Source organism: Achromobacter sp. MUI-25009338 (assembly GCF_057359325.1).
In genome coordinates this window covers 2,535,940-2,552,441 of sequence record NZ_CM170627.1, presented here as the reverse complement: position 1 = coordinate 2,552,441, position 16,502 = coordinate 2,535,940, and the positions used below count along the sequence as shown (strand labels likewise).

Sequence of the window (16,502 nt, the reverse complement as noted above, 5' to 3'; positions counted from 1 at the left end):
ATGTCCCGATACCTGATCAATCTCGTTGTTTTCCTGGCCGGCCTGGCCGTTGCGGGCTGGATCGGCCTGGGCTATGCGGGCACCAACCCGCTGGCGCTGGCCGTGACCCTGCTCATCGGCGTCTGCTATCTCGCCGGCGCGTACGAACTGTGGCGCTACCAGCGGGCCACCTCGGCCCTGAGCCGCGCCCTCTCCGGGCTGGCCGAGGCGCCGGGCAACCTGGCCAGCTGGCTGGACCAGCTGCCCGCCAGCCTGCGCAACGCCGCGCGCCTGCGCATCGAGGGCGAGCGCGCCGGCCTGCCCGGGCCGGCGCTGACGCCGTACCTGGTGGGGCTGCTGGTGCTGCTGGGCATGCTGGGGACCTTCCTGGGCATGGTGGTGACGCTGCGCGGCACCGGCCTGGCGCTGGAAAGCGCCACGGACCTCGCCGCCATCCGCGCCTCGCTGGCCGCGCCGGTCAAGGGCCTGGGATTCGCGTTCGGCACCTCGATCGCCGGCGTGGCCACCTCGGCGATGCTGGGGCTGCTGGCCGCCCTGTGCCGGCGCGACCGCATCCGCGCCGCGCAGCTGCTCGACGCCAAGGCCGCCACCGCCCTGCGCGTGTATTCGCAAGGTTATCAGCGCGAAGAGTCCTTCAAGCTGCTGCAACGCCAGGCCGAAGTCATGCAGCGCCAGGCCGAGGCCATGCCCGCGCTGGTCGACAAGCTGCAGGCCATGATGGACGGCATGACGCGCCAGCACCAGGCGCTCAACGACCGCCAGCTGGCCAGCCAGGACGCCTTCCAGGGCAAGGCCGAGGCGGCCTACGCCCGCCTGGCGTCGGTCATGGAGCAATCGATGAAGGACGGCGTGGCGCACAGCGCCCGTTCGGCCGGCGAAGCCCTGCAGCCGGTGGTCGCGGCCACCATGGCCAGCCTGTCGCGCGAAACCGCCAACCTGCAGGACACCGTGACCCAGGCCGTGCAGCGCCAGCTCGACGGCCTGACCGCCGGCCTGCAGGCCTCGACCGCCAACGTGGCCGAGATCTGGAACCAGGCCCTGGCCGGACAGCAGCGCGCCAGCGAAGCCCTGGCCCAGGACCTGCGCGCATCGCTGGACCGCTACGCCCAGACCTTCGAACAACGCTCGGCCGCGCTGCTGGATCAGGTCTCCGCGCGCCTGGAGGCCTCTTCCGGCGATATGTCGCAGGCCTGGAGCCAGGCGCTGGCGCGCCAGGAACAGGCCAGCGAAAAACTGGCCGGCGACAACCTGCAGGCGCTGACCGCGGCCGCCACCAGCTTCGAGCAGCACTCGGCCTCGCTGCTGCGCACCCTGAACCAGTCGCATAGCGCGCTGCAATCCGAACTGGCCTCGCGCGACCAGCAGCGCCTGGCGGCCTGGACCGAGACGCTGGGCGCCATGGGCGCGACGCTGCGCCAGGAATGGCAGCAGGCCGGCGCCCAGGCCGCCGAGCGCCAGCAGACCATCGCCGAGACGCTGGCGCAGACCGTGCGCGACGTCACCGCGCAGGCCGCCACCCAGGCGGGTCTGCTCGAAGGCGTGGCCGCGCGCATGGAAGCCGCCGCCAACGGCGTGTCGCAGCAATGGACCGATGCGCTGTCGCGCCAGGAAGCCGCCAGCGCACGCCTGGCCGGCGACAACCGCCAGGCCCTGGAAGCGGCCGCCGCCACGTTCGAGCAGCATTCCTCCTCGCTGCTGCGCACGCTGGAGCAATCGCACGCCGACCTGCAGGCCGCGCTGGCCGCGCGCGACCAGGAACGCCTGGCCGCGTGGAGCGGCGCCCTGGCCTCGATGACCGCGGCGCTCGGCCAGCAATGGGAAGCGGCCGGCGCGCAGACCGTGGTGCGCCAGCAGGAGATCACCGAGTCGCTGGCCCGGACCGTGCACGACGCGTCCACCCAGGCGCAGGCCCAGGCCGCGCTGCTCGAAGGCGTGGCCGCGCGCATGGAGAGCGCCGCGCGCGGCGTCTCCGAACAATGGACTGGCGCGCTGGCGCAGCAGCAACAACTCAGCGAAAAGCTGGCCGGCGACAACCAGGCGGCGCTCGAAGTCGCGGCCGCCGCCTTCGAACGGCACGCCGCCGGCCTGCTGCGCACGCTGGACCAGTCTCAGACCGAACTGCAATCCGCGCTGGCCTCGCGCGACCAGGAACGCCTGGCCGCCTGGACCGGCACGCTGTCCACGCTGGCCGAGCGCCTCGGCCACGAATGGGAACAGGCCGGCACCCAGGCCGCGCTGCGCCAGCTGGAGATCGGCGACACGCTGACCCAGGCGTCGCGCGAACTGGCCGAACAGGCCCAGGCGCATTCCAGCCTGCTGGAAAACATCTGCACCCGCCTGGAGGCGGCGGCCCACGGCGTCACGCAGGCCTGGATCGACGCGCAGGCGCGCCAGGAACAGGTCGGCGCGCAGCTGGCCGGCAGCAACCAGCAGGCGCTGGAAAGCGCGACGGCCGCCTTCGGCCGGCAGGCCGAACAGCTGCTGCAGACCCTGCAGCGCTCGCATGCCGAACTGCAGGCCGCGCTGGCCGGCAGCGACGAAGCCCGCCTGGCCGCCTGGACCGGCAAGCTCGGCGAAATGGCCGACACGCTGCGCGACCAGTGGGAACAGGCCGGCGCCAGCACCGCCAGCCAGCAGCAGCAGATCTGCGACACCCTGGCGCTGACCGCGCAGGACATCGCCTCGCAGACGCAGGCCCACGCCAGCGAGACCATCGCCGAGATCGGCCGCCTGGTGCAGGCCGCCTCCGAGGCGCCGCGCGCCGCCGCCGAGGTCATCGGCGAACTGCGCCAGAAGCTGTCCGACAGCATGGAGCGCGACAACGAGATGCTGGAAGAACGCAGCCGCCTGCTCGAAACCCTGGGCACGCTGCTGGACGCCGTCAACCACACGGCCGCCGAACAGCGCTCGGCGGTGGACGCGCTGGTGTCCTCCTCGGCCGGTCTGCTCGACCGGGTGGGCGCGCAGTTCACCGGCCTGGTCGAAAGCGAGGCCGGCAGGCTGGCCGACGTGGCCGCGCAGGTCACCAGCAGCGCCGTCGAAGTCGCCAGCCTGGGCGAATCCTTCGGCGCGGCGGTGCAGCTGTTCGGCGAATCCAACGACAAGCTGCTCACCCATCTGCAGCGCATCGAAGCGGCGCTGGACAAGTCCATCGCGCGCGGCGACGAACAGCTCGCCTATTACGTGGCGCAGGCCCGTGAGGTCGTGGACCTGAGCATGATGTCGCAGAAGCAGATCGTCGAGAACCTGCAGCAGCTGGCCAGCCAGCGCGCGGCGCCCGCGGCGGAAACGGCATGAACGAGGACATCGACGGCGGCGTGGAGCCGACGGTCCCGGCCTGGGCCGTCTTCGGCGACCTGATGTCGGTGCTGCTGGGCGCTTTCGTCCTGATCCTGGTCAGCGTCGTCGCGCTGCAATTGCAGCTGTCGACCCAGCTCGAAGAAGAGGTCAAGCAGCGCGAAGCCGAAACCCAGCGCCGCGAGACGCTGGAACAGGCGCTGGCCGGCCCGCTGGCCGCCGGGCGCGTGACCCTGATCGACGGGCGCATCGGCATCAGCGGCAGCGTGCTGTTCGCGCTGAACTCCGACCAGCTGCAGCCGGAAGGCCGCGAGGTGCTCAAGACCCTGATCGAGCCGCTGGCGGCCTACCTGAGGACCCACAACGAGATCCTGATGGTCAGCGGCTATACCGACGACCAGCAGGTGCGCGAAGGCAACCGCCGCTTCGCGGACAACTGGGACCTGTCGGCCCAGCGCGCGCTGACGGTCACGCGCGCGCTGATCGACGAAGGCGTGCCCTCCTCGTCCGTATTCGCGGCCGCCTTCGGCGCCGAGCAGCCGGTGGCCTCGAACGCCGACGAAGCCGGCCGGGCCAAGAACCGCCGGGTCGAGATCACGCCGGTTCCCCGCCCTTCCGGCAACGCGGAACAGCCTCATGGGCGCTGACGGCGCGCGCGCGGAAATGCTGGACGCGCAGGCCGTGCTGGACGGCTGGCGCGAAAGCGGCGCCGACCGCCACGCGCCGGCGCGCTTTCGCCTGATCGACGCGCTGGCGCGGCGCGCCGCCGCGCATGACGGCGCGGCGCGCCAGCGCCTGGACGCCAGGCTGGCCGAACTGATCCTGGCCTACGCCGACGACCTGCAACGCGCCGCCGGCCGGGCCGAACCCGCGCCGCAGGCCGAGGCCGCCCCCGGCCCGCTGGCCCGGCTGGCCGACGCGCTGGCCGCCCCCGCGCCGGACGAACCCGCGGAATCGCTGCCGGCGCAGCTGCGCGCCTCCTATCCGGAACTGGCGGTGCTGGAGTACTTCCAGGGCGTCTGGTCCCGGGTCAGCGCCGACCGCCAGGTGCGGCAGTCGCAGGAGCAGGTCCACAAGAACGCCGGCCCGCTCAATTCCAACCAGCTCGTGCACCGCGCGCTGTCGCTGATGCGCGAGCTGTCGCCCGGCTACCTGCAGCAGTTCCTGTCCTATACCGACGCGCTGATCTGGATGGAGCAGATGGCGGCCGCCACCGCGCCGCCGCCCAAGGAAGCGCCGCGCGCCAGCGCCAAGAAGAGCGCGCGCGGCAAGGCGCGCTAGCGGCCCGCGATTTGCGCGCGCCGCGTGCGCCGGAGTAAGATACGGTCCATATACGGTTTATATATGGATCACTTATGGGCATAGTCAAGATTTCCGAGCAGATGCACGAGAACCTGCGCGTAGCCAGCGGCGCGCTGAGCCGCTCCATCAACTCCCAGGCCGAGCACTGGATGCGCATTGGCATGCTGTCCGAGCTTTACCCCGAACTGCGCCACGCCGACATCTGCCAGATGCTGATCCGCATCGAGCAGGCCGAAGGTTTCGCCATCGCCGCGCTGTCCCAGGGCCGGCCGCAGGCGGCCCACCAGGAGGCCGCGTAAATGGCGCGCAAAGTCTCCATCAAGTCCGCCGCCGACATCGAAATGGCCCGCAAGGCCGGCGCCCTGGCCGCCGAAGTGCTGCACATGATCGCCGAACACGTGCGTCCCGGCGTCACCACCGACGAGCTCGACCGCATCTGCCACGACTACATCGTCAACGTGCAGAAGGCGATCCCGGCCAACGTGGGATACCACGGCTTTCCCAAGACCATCTGCGCCTCGGCCAACCACGTGATCTGCCACGGGATTCCCTCGGCCAAGGTGCTGAAGAACGGCGACATCCTGAACATCGATGTGGCCGTCATCAAGGACGGCTGGTTCGGCGACACCAGCCGCATGTATTACGTGGGCCAGCCCAGCCCGCTGGCGCGCCGCCTGGTCGAAACGACCTACGAGGCCATGCGCGCCGGCATCATGGCGGTCAGGCCCGGCGCCACCCTGGGCGACGTGGGCCACGCGATCCAGACGGTGGCGCACCGCGAGCACTTCAGCATCGTGCGCGAGTACTGCGGCCACGGCATCGGCCAGATCTACCACGACGAGCCGCAGGTGCTGCACTACGGCCGCCCGGGCGAGGGCCTGGTGCTGCAGCCCGGCATGATGTTCACCATCGAGCCCATGATCAACGCCGGCAAGCCCCAGACCAAGCAGCTGCCCGACGGCTGGACCGTGGTGACCAAGGACCGCTCCCTGTCGGCCCAGTGGGAACACATGGTGGTCGTGACCGACACCGGCTATGAAGTGCTGACGCCCTGGCCGGACGGCTTCGGCGCCTATCCGCCCATACCCTGACGGGCGCGGCAAGAAACGGAGTGCCGGCGGGCCGGGGCGCGATCATGATCGTGCCCTCGCCGTTCCTGCGCCCCGCTTCCATGCCCGCCCTGCCCCGCGCCTTCCGCCGCCTGGCCGCCTCCAACCTGGCGGCCCAGTTCTCCGAACAGATGGCGCTGGCCGCCGCGCCCCTGGTGGCGGTGCTGGCGCTGGGCGCCAGCGCCGCGCAGACCGGCTATCTGCAGGCCGCCCAGACCCTGCCGTTCCTGCTGTTGTCGCTGCCGGCCGGCGTGCTGGCCGACCGCATGCCGCGCCGCACCCTGATGAGCGTGGCCGAGGCCGTGCGCGCGGCCAGCCTGCTGGGCCTGCTGGCGCTGTTGTGGACGAACCTGCTGAACCTGGGCTGGCTGGCCGCCCTGGGATTCGCGGGCGCGCTGGGCACCGTGGCCTACAACGTGGCCGCGCCCGCGCTGGTGCCGCGGCTGGTCGCGCAAGCCGAACTGGCCAGCGCCAACCGCTGGCTGGAACTGGCGCGCAGCGCGGCGTTTTCGGCCGGCCCCGCGGCCGGCGGCGCCCTGGTCGGCTGGATGGGCGCGCAGCCCGCCTACGCGCTGGCCGCGGCCTTGTCGCTGCTGGCGGCGCTGCTGCTCGCCGGCCTGCCGCGCGAGACGCCCGCGCCCAGGCCCCGGCGGCGCATGCTGGCCGAGTTGCGCGAAGGCGCATCCTTCGTCGCCGCGCATCCGCTGCTGCGCCCGGTGCTGGTGACCGCCGTGTTCTTCAATACCGCCTGGTTCGTGCTGCAGGCCGTCTACGTGGCCTATGCCGTGGACCGGCTCGGCCTGTCGGCCGCGGCCGTCGGCGCGACGCTGGGCGTGTATGGCGGCGGCATGGTGGCCGGCGCGCTGCTGGCGCCGTGGCTGGCCCGGCGGTTGTCCTTCGGCGCCATGATCGGCGCGGGTCCCCTGGCCGCGCTGGCGGCCAGCCTCCTGCTGCTGGCCACGCTGGCGCATCCGTCGGGCGCGTGGGCGGCGGCCGGGCTGTTCCTGTTCGGCGCCGGCCCCATCCTGTGGACCATCACCACCACCACGCTGCGCCAGGCGGTCACGCCCAACGCCATGCTGGGCCGGGTCTCTTCGGTGATCCTCACCGCAACCTACGGCGCCCGCCCCGTCGGCGCGCTGATCGGCGCCGTGCTGGCCGCGCGGGTCGGAATCGAAGCCTGCCTGTGGGCGTCCACCGCCGGCTTCGCCGTGCAGTTCGCGGTGCTGTTCGGCTCGCCGGTGCGGCGGCTGCGCAGCCAGCCCGCAACTGTTGCGGGCTGATCGGCGCGCATCTGTATCTGGCGGCCGCGCCCGCCCGCCGCTAGACTGCCCCGTTCATACCAACGGAGCGCGCGGCGCGCACAGCATGCTGAAAATCCTCGGAAAGGCCTCATCCATCAACGTGCGCAAGGTGCTGTGGACCTGCGCCGAACTGCGGCTGCCTTTCGAGCGCGAAGACTGGGGCTCGGGGTTCAGGCCCACGGAAGAGCCCGGATTCCTGGCGCTCAACCCCAACGCCATGGTGCCCGTGATCCAGGACGGCAACTTCGTGCTGTGGGAGTCCAACAGCATCATCCGCTACCTGGCTTCGCAATACGGCGGCCAGGCGCTGTATCCGGCCAAACCGAAGCTGCGCGCCCGCGTCGACCAGTGGCTGGACTGGCAGGCCAGCGATCTGAACCGTTCCTGGTCCTATGCCTTCATGGCGCTGGCGCGGCAATCGGCCGCGCACAGCGACGCCGCCGCGATCGAGGCCTCGTGCCAGGCCTGGTCGCGCTTCATGGGCATCCTGGACCAGCGGCTGCAACAGACCGGCGCCTATGTGTCGGGCGCGGCCTTCACGCTGGCCGACGTCGCCGTCGGCCTGTCGGTGAACCGGTGGTTCCTCACGCCCTTCGACAAGCCGCGGCTGCCGGCCGTCGAGGCCTATTACGACCGGCTGGCCGAGCGCGAAGGCTACCGCCAGCACGGCCGCAACGGCACGGTCTGAGCGCCTACTTCACCACGCCGCAGACCAGGCGTCCGCCCCCGCCGCCCAGCGGCTTGGGCGTGTCGCTGTAGTTGTCGCCGCCCACGTGCACCATCAGCGCGCGGCCCTTGACGTCGGCCAGCTTCAGGTGCGGCGCGACCACCGCTTTCTTGGCCGAGCCGTCGGCCGCGACCACGATGAACGGCAGGTCGCCCTGGTGCCCGTCGGTCGCCATCGGACCCTTGTGGGCCTTGGTTCCCTTGGGGTCCAGGTGCCCGCCGGCCGCGCCGCCGGGCGCCATCTGGCCGTTCACCATGCCGGGCTCGCAAGACCCTTTCTCGTGCACGTGGAAGCCGTGTTCGCCGGGCGGCAAGCCCTTCAGGTTCGGCGTCAGCTCCAGCCCGCCCTTGGTGTCCTTGACCGTGATGGTGCCGGCGCTCTTGCCCACGCCGTCCGCGCTCAGGAAGGACATCGAAACGCTTTCCGCCGACGCCGCGCCGGCGGCGCCCGCCAGCGCAAGCGCCGAAACCAGCAACGATATTTTCTTCATGTGGTGCCTCCAGGAATCGCAGGCCAGGGCCGGCCGGTCGCCGCCCCATGCCGTCAAAAACAATAGCATTCACGCCGAGCCGCCCGCCAGCAATCTTCGTTCCTGATACAAACGGAGGGCGCGGGCCTGCCGCGCCTCTCACCAGACCGCCGACACCACCGCGTGCAGCGCCACGCCGATCAGCCCGCCGACCACGGTGCCATTGAAGCGGATGTATTGCAGGTCCTTGCCCACGCTCAGCTCCAGCTCGTCGACCAGGTGGCGCTCGTCCCAGTTCTTCACCGTGCGCGAAATATGCTCGGTGACGCCGCTGCGCAGCCGGCCGGTCAGGCGGCGCGCGCCGCCCAGCACGTGGCGGTTGACGGCCTCGCGCAGGCCGCGGTCTTCGCCCAGCTTGCGGGCCAGCGCCAGCAAGGCGTTTTCCAGGTGGCGCGCCAGCGCCGAATCCTCGTCGGACAGATCGCGCCGCAACGCCGCGTGGATGTCGTCCCACAGGCCTTGCACGTATTCCTGCACCTTGGGGTGGTCGATGGCGCGCTGCTTGAGCGCCTCGACCTGCGCGGCCAGCGCGGGATCGTCGCGCAGCCGGCGGATGTAGTTCAGCACCCAGGCCTCGTAGTCGCGGCGCACCGGATGCTCCGGCTGCGACAGCACGTCGCGCAGTTCTTCCACCAGCGCACGCGCCAGCCGGTCGGCCAGGTTGTCGGCGATGCCCTCGACCGACTTGACCACGTCCACCGCGGCGATGATGCGCGGCCATTCCTTCCTGGCGAACTTGACCAGCAGGCCCGAGGCGCGGGCCTTCACCTCTTCTTCGCTCAGGTAGCCGCCCAGCCGTTCCAGCGCGGCGTCCAGCAGTTCCTGGTGGCGGCCGTCGCGCGTGAGCAGGCCCAGCACCTCGCCGGCCGTGTCGGCCGCGTCCCAGCGGCGCAAGGTCTTCACCGCGAATTCCTGGATCACGCCGCGCACCGCGCGGTCGTCCAGCAGGTCCAGCGTCTGCAGCGCCACGTTGCGCGCGCCCTCGCTCAGCGCGCGCGCCTGGCGCGGGCGGCCCAGCCAGCGGCTCAGGCGCGCGGCCGGGTCGAACACGCGCAGCTTTTCCATCAGCGCGTCGGGGTCCAGGAAGTGGTCGCGCACGAACACCGCCAGGTTGTCGCCGATGCGGTCCTTGTTGCTCGGGATGATGGCGGTATGTGGAATCGGCAGTCCCAGCGGGCGGCGAAACAGCGCGACCACCGCGAACCAGTCGGCCAGCGCGCCCACCGTGGCCGCCTCGCAGAAGGCGCGCACCCAGGCCCAGATCCCCTGCCCGCCCATCGCATGGCTGAGGACGAAGCCGCCCATCATGGCCGCAAGCAGCGCCAGCGCGCCGATCTTCATGCGCCGCAGCTGCGCGCGGCGCGCCTCGGACGCCAGGGCGGAACGGGTCGCGCGGGCGGCGCCGGACGTGGACGTGTCTGTCATGGAGTCTCCGGGATGTGGGGGACCAGGGCCAGCAGGCGCTACCCGGCCGGGGCCAGCAGGCCCGGCATGCCTTCATGGCTGGCCTGGGCGCGCGCCAGTATGAATTCGATCATCATCGAGATGGCCCGCGGATGGTGCCGGTTCGGCATGTACAGCATATACATGGCGCGCCCGAAAATGCTGAGCCGCCACGGCGTCAGGGCGGGCAGCAGCTCGCCGGCGGCCAGGTCCCGGTGCACCACGTAATCCGGCACGATGCCCACCCCCAGCCCGGCGCGGATCGCGTCGCGCAGGAAAACGTAATTGCGCGAAACCACCGTGGGCTCCAGCACCACGTGCTGGCGCGGCAGGCCGCCGTAATAGGCCGACAGCCGCAACGGCCGGCCGATGACCGCGGCGCTGATGACCGGACAATTGGCCAGGTCCTCGGGACGCTGCGGCAGCCCGCGGGCGGCGGCATAGGCATGCGACGCGCAGGCCACGTAGCGGACCTGGCCCAGCTCGCGCGCCACCAGGTTCTGCGGCGGCTCGGACATGATGCGCACCGCGATGTCGACCTCGTCGCGCAGCAGGTCGTCCACGCTGTTCTCGAACAGCACGTCCAGCACGATGTCCGGATAGGCCTGCTTGAACTCCAGCAGCCAGGGCGTCATCACGAAACCGCCGTAGCCGCTGGGCACGCTCAGCCGCACCTTGCCCTGCGGCGTCTTGCCCAGGGTCTCGACCGACTCGCGGGCCGCGGTGATCTCATCCTGGATGTTGCGGCCGTGGCGATAGAGCTTGAGCCCGATCTCGGTGGGTTCGACCCGCCGCGTCGTGCGCCGCACCAGCTGCATGCCGACCGAGCGTTCCAGCTGGCTCAGGTGATAGCTGACGTTGGCGCGCGTCATCTTCAGCCGGCGCGCCGCCTCGCTCAGGTTGCCGGCATCCAGGATTTCCACCAGCAAGGTCAGGGATTTGGTGTCCATCCGCCTCTCCTACACGGCCATCGTCAAATTTTTTTAAACGTTATGTCAATTGTGGCTGGAATTGTCAAGACTTATTGACTGGGAAAGAATATGGCACACAAAAAAGAGGCGGGCCAACCCGGCATGCCCTGACGGAGACACCTGTCCATGACAGACAGCGCAAGCACCGGCGCGGTTCACGCGCGCCGCTACGAGGACATCCTGGTCGTGACCATCGACCATCCCCCGGTCAATGCCCTGAGCGCCGCGGTGCGCGCCGGCCTGGCGCGGGCCGTGAGGCAGGCCCGGGACGACGCGCAGGTCCGCGCCATCCTGCTGACCGGCTCCGGCAAGGCGTTCATCGCCGGCGCCGACATCCGCGAATTTGGCAAGCCGCCGCAGCCGCCTTCGCTGCCCGAGGTGTGCAACCTGATCGAAGCCAGTCCCAAGCCGGTGGTGGCCGTGCTGCACGGCGCCGCGCTGGGCGGGGGGCTGGAAGTGGCGCTGGCCGCGCACTATCGCGTGGCCCTGCCCGGCGCCAGGCTGGGGCTGCCCGAAGTCAATCTGGGCCTGTTGCCCGGCGCCGGGGGCACGCAGCGCGCCCCGCGCCTGATGGGCGCGCAGGCCGCGCTGGACCTGATGCTGTCGGGCCGCCATCTGTCGGCCCAGGACGCGCTCGCCGCCGGGCTGGTCGATGCGGTGGCCGACGGCGACGACGCGCTCGGCGCCGGCCTGGCCCATGCCCGCCAGCTGCTCGCCATGCACGCCGGCCCGCGCCGCACCCGCGACGCGAGCGCCGCCCTGGCCGACAAGCCGGCGGCCCTGGCCGCGGTCGCCGCCGCCGCCGAGCGCGTCGCCGCCACCTCCCGCGGGCTGTATTCGCCGGCGCGCATCGTCGAGGCCGTGCGCGCCGCCATCGAACTGCCTTTCGAACTGGGCCTGCAGGCCGAACGCGCGCTGTTCCTGCAATGCCTGGACAGCTCGCAGCGCGCCGGCCTGGTGCACGCCTTCTTCGCCGAACGCGCGACCGCCAAGGCGCCGGAACTGACGCAGGCCCGGCCGCGGCGGCTGGAGCGGATCGGCGTCGTGGGCGGCGGCACCATGGGCGCCGGCATCGCCGTGGCGGTGCTGGACGCCGGCCTGCCGGTGGTGATGGTCGAGCAGGACGAGGCGGCCCTGGAGCGCGGCCGCGTGCGCGTCGCGCGGGTATACGACCTGCTGGTCGGCAAAGGACGGATGGGCGCGGACGAACGCGCCGCCCGCCTGGCGCGCTTCACCGGCGCGACGTCCTACGACGCGCTGGCCGAGGCCGACCTCATCATCGAAGCCATCTACGAGGACATGGACGCCAAGCTCGCCGTGTTCGCGCAGCTGGACCGCGTGGCCAAGCCCGGCGCCGTGCTGGCCACCAACACCTCGTACCTGGACGTGGACCGCATCGCCCAGGCCACCCGCGGCCCGGCCGACGTGCTGGGCCTGCACTTCTTCTCGCCGGCCAACATCATGAAGCTGCTGGAAGTGGTGGTCGGCAGCCGGACCGCGCCCGACACCGTGGCCACCGGCTTCGAACTGGCGCGCCGGCTGCGCAAGATCCCGGTGCGCGCCGGGGTCTGCGACGGCTTCATCGGCAACCGCATCCTGGCCGCCTACCGCCAGGCCGCCGACATGATGATGGAAGACGGCGCCTCGCCCTACGAGATCGACGCCGCCGTGCGCGCCTTCGGCTATCCGATGGGCCCCTACCAGATGATGGACCTGGCCGGCGGCGACATCGGCTGGGCCACGCGCAAGCGCCGCGCCGCCACCCGCGACCCGGCGCTGCGCTATGTGCAGATCGCCGACCGCCTGTGCGAACGCGGCTGGTTCGGCCAGAAGACCGGCCGCGGCTATTACCTCTACCCCGACGGCGCGCGCCAGGGCCAGCCCGACCCCGAGGTGCTGGCCATCATCGACGCCGAACGCCAGCGCGCCGGCGTCAGCCCGCGCGCCTTCTCCGAGGAAGAGATCCAGCGCCGCTACCTGGCCGCCATGATCAACGAAGCGGCCAACGTGCTGAGCGAAGGCATCGCCCTGCGGCCGTCGGACATCGACGTGGTGGCCCTGTCCGGCTACGGCTTTCCGCGCTACCGCGGCGGGCCGATGCACTACGCGGACCAGGTGGGCCTGCCTCGCATTCTGGCCGATCTGCGCGGGTACGCGGCCCAGGACCCGGCGTTCTGGAAGCCCTCGCCGCTGCTGGTCGAACTGGCCGAGAGCGGCCGCGATTTCGCCAGCCTGAACCGCAACGCCTGAATTTCAACCTGCAGAAGGCCATTGCCATGCGTGAAGCCGTTATCGTCTCCACCGCCCGCACCCCGATCACCAAGGCGGGGCGCGGCGAATTCAACCTGATCGCCGGCCCCACGCTGGCCGCCCACGCCGTGCGCGCCGCGGTCGAGCGCGCCGGCGTGGACCCGGCGCTGATCGAGGACGCCATCATCGGCTGCGGCTACCCCGAGGGCGCCACCGGCCGCAACATCGGCCGCCAGGCGGTGGTGCGCGCCGGCCTGCCGCTGAGCGTGGGCGGCGCCACCGTCAACCGCTATTGCGCCTCGGGCCTGCAGGCCATCGCCAGCGCCGCCAGCCGCATCGTCATGGACGGCGCGCCAGCCATGATCGCCGGCGGCGTGGAATGCGTTTCGCAGATCCGCACCCGCGACGACGGCGTCAGCGGCATGGACCCGTGGATCGTGGCCAACAAGCCCGAGCTCTACCTGCCCATGATCGAGACCGCCGACATCGTCGCGGCGCGCTACGGCATCAGCCGCGAGGCCCAGGACCGTTTCGCCGCCCAGAGCCAGGCGCGCGCCGAGGCCGCGCAGGCCGCCGACCGCTACCGCGAAGAAATCATCGCCGTCACCACCACCATGGCCGTTACCGATCGCGCCACCGGCGCGGTCAGCGAACGCGAAGTGACCGTGGACCGCGACACCTGCAACCGTCCCGGCACGACCTACGAGGCGCTGGCCGCGCTGGCGCCGGTGCGCGGCCCCGGCCAGTTCGTCACCGCCGGCAACGCCTCGCAGCTTTCCGACGGCGCCGCGGCCTGCGTGCTGATGGAGGCCTCGCAGGCGCAGCGCGCCGGCATCCAGCCGCTGGGCGCGTTCCGCGGACTGGCGATCGCGGGCTGCGAACCCGACGAGATGGGCATCGGCCCGGTCTACGCCGTGCCCAGGCTGCTGGCCCGCCACGGCCTGTCGGTGCAGGACATCGACCTCTGGGAACTGAACGAGGCCTTCGCCTCGCAGGCCCTGTATTGCCAGGAAAAACTCGGCATCCCCATGGAACGCCTGAACGTCAACGGCGGCGCCATCGCGCTGGGCCATCCGTTCGGCGTCACCGGCGCGCGCCTGGCCGGCCACGTGCTGCTGGAGGGCCGCCGCCGCGGCGCCCGCTACGCGGTCGTGACCATGTGCGTGGGCGGCGGCATGGGCGCGGCCGGACTGTTCGAAATCTATTGATCACGAGAGCAACCATGGATCTGACTTTCACCCCCGAAGAAGAAGCGTTCCGCGCCGAAGTGCGCGCCTTCCTGGCGGCCGAACTGCCGCCGGAACTGGCGCGCAAGGTGCGCGGGCACCGCCACCTGTCCAAGGCCGACATGGAAGGCTGGCACGCCATCCTGAACGCGCGCGGCTGGCTGGCCAGCCACTGGCCCCGCGAATACGGCGGCACCGGCTGGAGCGCCGTGCAGAAGTTCATCTTCGAGAACGAATGCGCCCTGGCCCACGCCCCGCGCATCGTACCCTTCGGCCTGAGCATGCTGGGCCCGGTCCTCATCAAGTACGGCAACGAAGCGCAGAAGCGCCACTGGCTGCCGCGCATCCTCGACGGTTCGGACTGGTGGTGCCAGGGCTATTCCGAGCCCGGCGCCGGCTCCGACCTGGCTTCGCTCAAGACCGCCGCGGTGCGCGACGGCGACCACTACGTCGTCAACGGCCAGAAGACCTGGACCACGCTGGGCCAGCACGCCAACATGATTTTCTGCCTGGTGCGCACGCGCAGCGAAGGCAAGCCGCAGGAAGGCATCAGCTTTCTGCTCATCGACATGAACAGCCCCGGCATCGAGGTGCGCCCCATCGTCACGCTGGACGGCGACCACGAAGTCAACGAAGTGTTCTTCTCCGACGTGCGCGTGCCCGTGGCCAACCTGGTGGGCGAAGAAAACCGCGGCTGGTCCTGCGCCAAGTACCTGCTGACCTACGAGCGCACCAATATCGCCGGCGTGGGCCTGTCGACGGCCGCGCTGCAGCAGCTCAAGACCGTGGCGGCGCGCCAGCGCAAGAACGGCAAGCCGCTGGCCGAGGACCCGCTGTTCGCCGCGCGGCTGGCGCGCGTCGAGATCGAACTGGACAACATGCGCGTGACCAATCTGCGCGTGCTGGCCGCGGCCGCCCACGGCGGCGCGCCCGGCGCCGAAAGCTCGATGCTGAAGATCCGCGGCACCCAGATCCGCCAGGAAATCACGGCGCTCAACCGCCGCGCCATGGGCGTCTATGCCCGGCCCTACGTGAAGCAGGCGCTCGAAGACGGCTATGACGGCCCGCAGATCGGGCCGGACGGCGCCGACAGCGCCGCCGCGCAGTACTTCAACTTCCGCAAGCTGTCGATCTTCGGCGGCTCGAACGAAATCCAGAAGAACATCATCTCCAAGATGATCCTGGGACTGTAAGGAATCAAGCAGATGAATTTCGACCATACCGAAGACCGGCGCATGCTGTCGGACATGCTGCGACGCTTCGTGGCCGAGCAGTACGGTTTCGCCGTGCGCGACGACATCGCGCGCTCGTCCCAAGGCTATAGCGCGGACTTCTGGCGGCGCTATGCCGAGCTGGGCGCCATCGGCGCACTGTTCCCGGAAGACGACGGCGGCCTGGGCGGCGCCGGATTCGACATCGCGGTGGTGTTCGAGGCCCTGGGCCGCGGGCTGGTGGTGGAGCCCTTCCTGGACGCGCTGGTGGCCGGCGACGCCATCGCCGCGGCCGGCACGCCGGCGCAGAAGGCCGTGCTGGCCGAGCTGCAGTCCGGCGCCGCCATCGTGTCGCTGGCCCACGCCGAGGCGCAGGCCGGCTACGAGCTGGCGCACGTGCGGACCCGCGCCGAGCGCGACGGCGACGGCTGGCGGCTCGACGGCGCCAAGGCCGTGGTGGGACACGCCGAACAGGCCGGTCTGTTCGTGGTGTCGGCGCGCACCTCGGGCGGCGACGACGACGCCGACGGCATTTCGCTCTTCCTGGTCCCGGCCGGCGCGCCCGGCCTGCAGGTGCAGGGCTACCCCCTGATCGACGGCGGCCGCGCCGGCGACCTGACCCTGGACCATGTGCGCGTGGGCGCCGACGCCCTGCTGGGCCAGGCCGCCGCCGGCCATGCCGTGCTGGAACGCAGCATCGGCAAGGGCGTGCTGGCGCTGTGCGCCGAAGCTGTGGGCGCGATGGACGCCGCGCGCGACGCCACCCTCGAATACCTGCAGACCCGCAAGCAGTTCGGCGTGCCGATAGGCCGCTTCCAGGCCCTGCAGCACCGCATGGCCGACGTGCTGCTGGAGATCGAACAGGCGCGCTCGGCCGTCATCAACGCCGCCGCCCAGCTCGGCCATGCCGACCGCGCCACGCGCGAGCGCGCGCTGTCGGCCGCCAAGTACACCATCGGACGCGTGGGCATCCTGGTGGCCGAAGAATGCATCCAGCTGCACGGCGGCATCGGCATGACCTGGGAACTGCCGCTGGCCCACTATGCCAAGCGCCTGGTCATGATCGACCATCAGTTCGGCGACGAAGACCATCATCTCGCCCGTTTCATCGCACTGGCCCCGCAGGAGTAATG

The 16,502-nt window shown here is 71.1% G+C and carries 14 protein-coding genes; 11 read left to right on the top strand and 3 right to left on the bottom strand.

Annotated features, from left to right (window positions below; translation table 11 throughout):
* The 7 genes from AC1IQ6_RS12170 to AC1IQ6_RS12140 all read left to right on the top strand — a co-directional run bounded on the left by AC1IQ6_RS12170 (window position 1) and on the right by AC1IQ6_RS12140 (window position 7,700).
* Window positions 1–3,297 carry a DUF802 domain-containing protein gene (locus tag AC1IQ6_RS12170; RefSeq protein ID WP_485866416.1) on the top strand — a complete coding sequence of 1,099 codons (3,297 nt, stop codon included), beginning with the start codon at window positions 1–3 and terminating at the stop codon, window positions 3,295–3,297.
* Window positions 3,294–3,944 (top strand): OmpA family protein, encoded by a 651-nt coding sequence (locus tag AC1IQ6_RS12165; RefSeq protein WP_102775968.1) that lies wholly within the window; start codon window positions 3,294–3,296, stop codon window positions 3,942–3,944. The genes AC1IQ6_RS12170 and AC1IQ6_RS12165 overlap by 4 nt, the downstream gene beginning before the upstream one ends.
* A complete protein-coding gene (locus tag AC1IQ6_RS12160) occupies window positions 3,934–4,578 on the top strand; it encodes a DUF2894 domain-containing protein (RefSeq protein ID WP_485866415.1) in 645 nt (214 codons plus the stop codon). Before AC1IQ6_RS12165 ends, AC1IQ6_RS12160 begins: the two co-directional genes overlap by 11 nt.
* Before the next feature lie 74 nt (window positions 4,579–4,652).
* Window positions 4,653–4,898, top strand: a complete 246-nt coding sequence (locus AC1IQ6_RS12155; protein ID WP_485866414.1) for a ParD-like family protein — start codon at window positions 4,653–4,655, stop codon at window positions 4,896–4,898.
* Window positions 4,899–5,690, top strand: coding sequence for a type I methionyl aminopeptidase (gene map, locus AC1IQ6_RS12150; RefSeq protein WP_485866413.1), 792 nt, complete (start codon window positions 4,899–4,901; stop codon window positions 5,688–5,690). It abuts the gene before it with no gap.
* An 80-nt stretch (window positions 5,691–5,770) separates the two neighbouring features.
* On the top strand, window positions 5,771–6,991 hold the full coding sequence (locus AC1IQ6_RS12145; protein ID WP_479731797.1) for an MFS transporter: 1,221 nt from the start codon (window positions 5,771–5,773) through the stop codon (window positions 6,989–6,991).
* 85 nt (window positions 6,992–7,076) lie between these two features.
* Window positions 7,077–7,700, top strand: a complete 624-nt coding sequence (locus tag AC1IQ6_RS12140; protein ID WP_485866412.1) for a glutathione S-transferase family protein — start codon at window positions 7,077–7,079, stop codon at window positions 7,698–7,700.
* A 4-nt stretch (window positions 7,701–7,704) separates the two neighbouring features.
* Here AC1IQ6_RS12140 and sodC read toward each other — a convergent pair whose 3' ends face one another.
* The 3 genes from sodC to AC1IQ6_RS12125 all read right to left on the bottom strand — a co-directional run bounded on the left by sodC (window position 7,705) and on the right by AC1IQ6_RS12125 (window position 10,661).
* Window positions 7,705–8,229 (bottom strand): superoxide dismutase [Cu-Zn] SodC, encoded by a 525-nt coding sequence (gene sodC / locus AC1IQ6_RS12135; protein ID WP_485866411.1) that lies wholly within the window; start codon window positions 8,227–8,229, stop codon window positions 7,705–7,707.
* Between the two features lie 138 nt (window positions 8,230–8,367).
* Window positions 8,368–9,693, bottom strand: coding sequence for a DUF445 domain-containing protein (locus AC1IQ6_RS12130; protein ID WP_485866410.1), 1,326 nt, complete (start codon window positions 9,691–9,693; stop codon window positions 8,368–8,370).
* Between the two features lie 38 nt (window positions 9,694–9,731).
* Window positions 9,732–10,661, bottom strand: a complete 930-nt coding sequence (locus tag AC1IQ6_RS12125; RefSeq protein ID WP_102775961.1) for a LysR family transcriptional regulator — start codon at window positions 10,659–10,661, stop codon at window positions 9,732–9,734.
* A gap of 147 nt (window positions 10,662–10,808) precedes the next feature.
* Here AC1IQ6_RS12125 and AC1IQ6_RS12120 point away from each other — a divergent pair, with 147 nt between their 5' ends.
* Genes AC1IQ6_RS12120 through AC1IQ6_RS12105 form a run of 4 tightly spaced genes read left to right on the top strand, consistent with a single transcriptional unit; the run spans window position 10,809 to window position 16,500 of the window.
* Window positions 10,809–12,932 carry a 3-hydroxyacyl-CoA dehydrogenase NAD-binding domain-containing protein gene (locus tag AC1IQ6_RS12120; protein WP_485866409.1) on the top strand — a complete coding sequence of 708 codons (2,124 nt, stop codon included), beginning with the start codon at window positions 10,809–10,811 and terminating at the stop codon, window positions 12,930–12,932.
* Window positions 12,933–12,958: 26 nt separating this feature from the next.
* Window positions 12,959–14,140 carry an acetyl-CoA C-acyltransferase gene (locus tag AC1IQ6_RS12115; RefSeq protein ID WP_485866408.1) on the top strand — a complete coding sequence of 394 codons (1,182 nt, stop codon included), beginning with the start codon at window positions 12,959–12,961 and terminating at the stop codon, window positions 14,138–14,140.
* Window positions 14,141–14,154: 14 nt separating this feature from the next.
* Window positions 14,155–15,351: an acyl-CoA dehydrogenase family protein gene (locus tag AC1IQ6_RS12110; protein WP_485866407.1), complete on the top strand. Its 1,197-nt coding sequence runs from the start codon at window positions 14,155–14,157 to the stop codon at window positions 15,349–15,351.
* A 12-nt stretch (window positions 15,352–15,363) separates the two neighbouring features.
* Window positions 15,364–16,500: an acyl-CoA dehydrogenase family protein gene (locus tag AC1IQ6_RS12105; RefSeq protein ID WP_485866406.1), complete on the top strand. Its 1,137-nt coding sequence runs from the start codon at window positions 15,364–15,366 to the stop codon at window positions 16,498–16,500.
* Window positions 16,501–16,502: the final 2 nt, after the last annotated feature.

Excerpts from the sequence above, each read along its gene's own strand:
- AC1IQ6_RS12170 (WP_485866416.1), top strand. The coding sequence starts at position 1 with ATGTCCCGATACCTGATCAATCTCGTTGTTTTCCTGGCCGGCCTGGCC.
- AC1IQ6_RS12165 (WP_102775968.1), top strand. The coding sequence starts at position 3,294 with ATGAACGAGGACATCGACGGCGGCGTGGAGCCGACGGTCCCGGCCTGG.
- AC1IQ6_RS12160 (WP_485866415.1), top strand. The coding sequence starts at position 3,934 with ATGGGCGCTGACGGCGCGCGCGCGGAAATGCTGGACGCGCAGGCCGTG.
- AC1IQ6_RS12155 (WP_485866414.1), top strand. The coding sequence starts at position 4,653 with ATGGGCATAGTCAAGATTTCCGAGCAGATGCACGAGAACCTGCGCGTA.
- map (WP_485866413.1), top strand. The coding sequence starts at position 4,899 with ATGGCGCGCAAAGTCTCCATCAAGTCCGCCGCCGACATCGAAATGGCC.
- AC1IQ6_RS12145 (WP_479731797.1), top strand. The coding sequence starts at position 5,771 with ATGCCCGCCCTGCCCCGCGCCTTCCGCCGCCTGGCCGCCTCCAACCTG.
- AC1IQ6_RS12140 (WP_485866412.1), top strand. The coding sequence starts at position 7,077 with ATGCTGAAAATCCTCGGAAAGGCCTCATCCATCAACGTGCGCAAGGTG.
- sodC (WP_485866411.1), bottom strand. The coding sequence starts at position 8,229 with ATGAAGAAAATATCGTTGCTGGTTTCGGCGCTTGCGCTGGCGGGCGCC.
- AC1IQ6_RS12130 (WP_485866410.1), bottom strand. The coding sequence starts at position 9,693 with ATGACAGACACGTCCACGTCCGGCGCCGCCCGCGCGACCCGTTCCGCC.
- AC1IQ6_RS12125 (WP_102775961.1), bottom strand. The coding sequence starts at position 10,661 with ATGGACACCAAATCCCTGACCTTGCTGGTGGAAATCCTGGATGCCGGC.
- AC1IQ6_RS12120 (WP_485866409.1), top strand. The coding sequence starts at position 10,809 with ATGACAGACAGCGCAAGCACCGGCGCGGTTCACGCGCGCCGCTACGAG.
- AC1IQ6_RS12115 (WP_485866408.1), top strand. The coding sequence starts at position 12,959 with ATGCGTGAAGCCGTTATCGTCTCCACCGCCCGCACCCCGATCACCAAG.
- AC1IQ6_RS12110 (WP_485866407.1), top strand. The coding sequence starts at position 14,155 with ATGGATCTGACTTTCACCCCCGAAGAAGAAGCGTTCCGCGCCGAAGTG.
- AC1IQ6_RS12105 (WP_485866406.1), top strand. The coding sequence starts at position 15,364 with ATGAATTTCGACCATACCGAAGACCGGCGCATGCTGTCGGACATGCTG.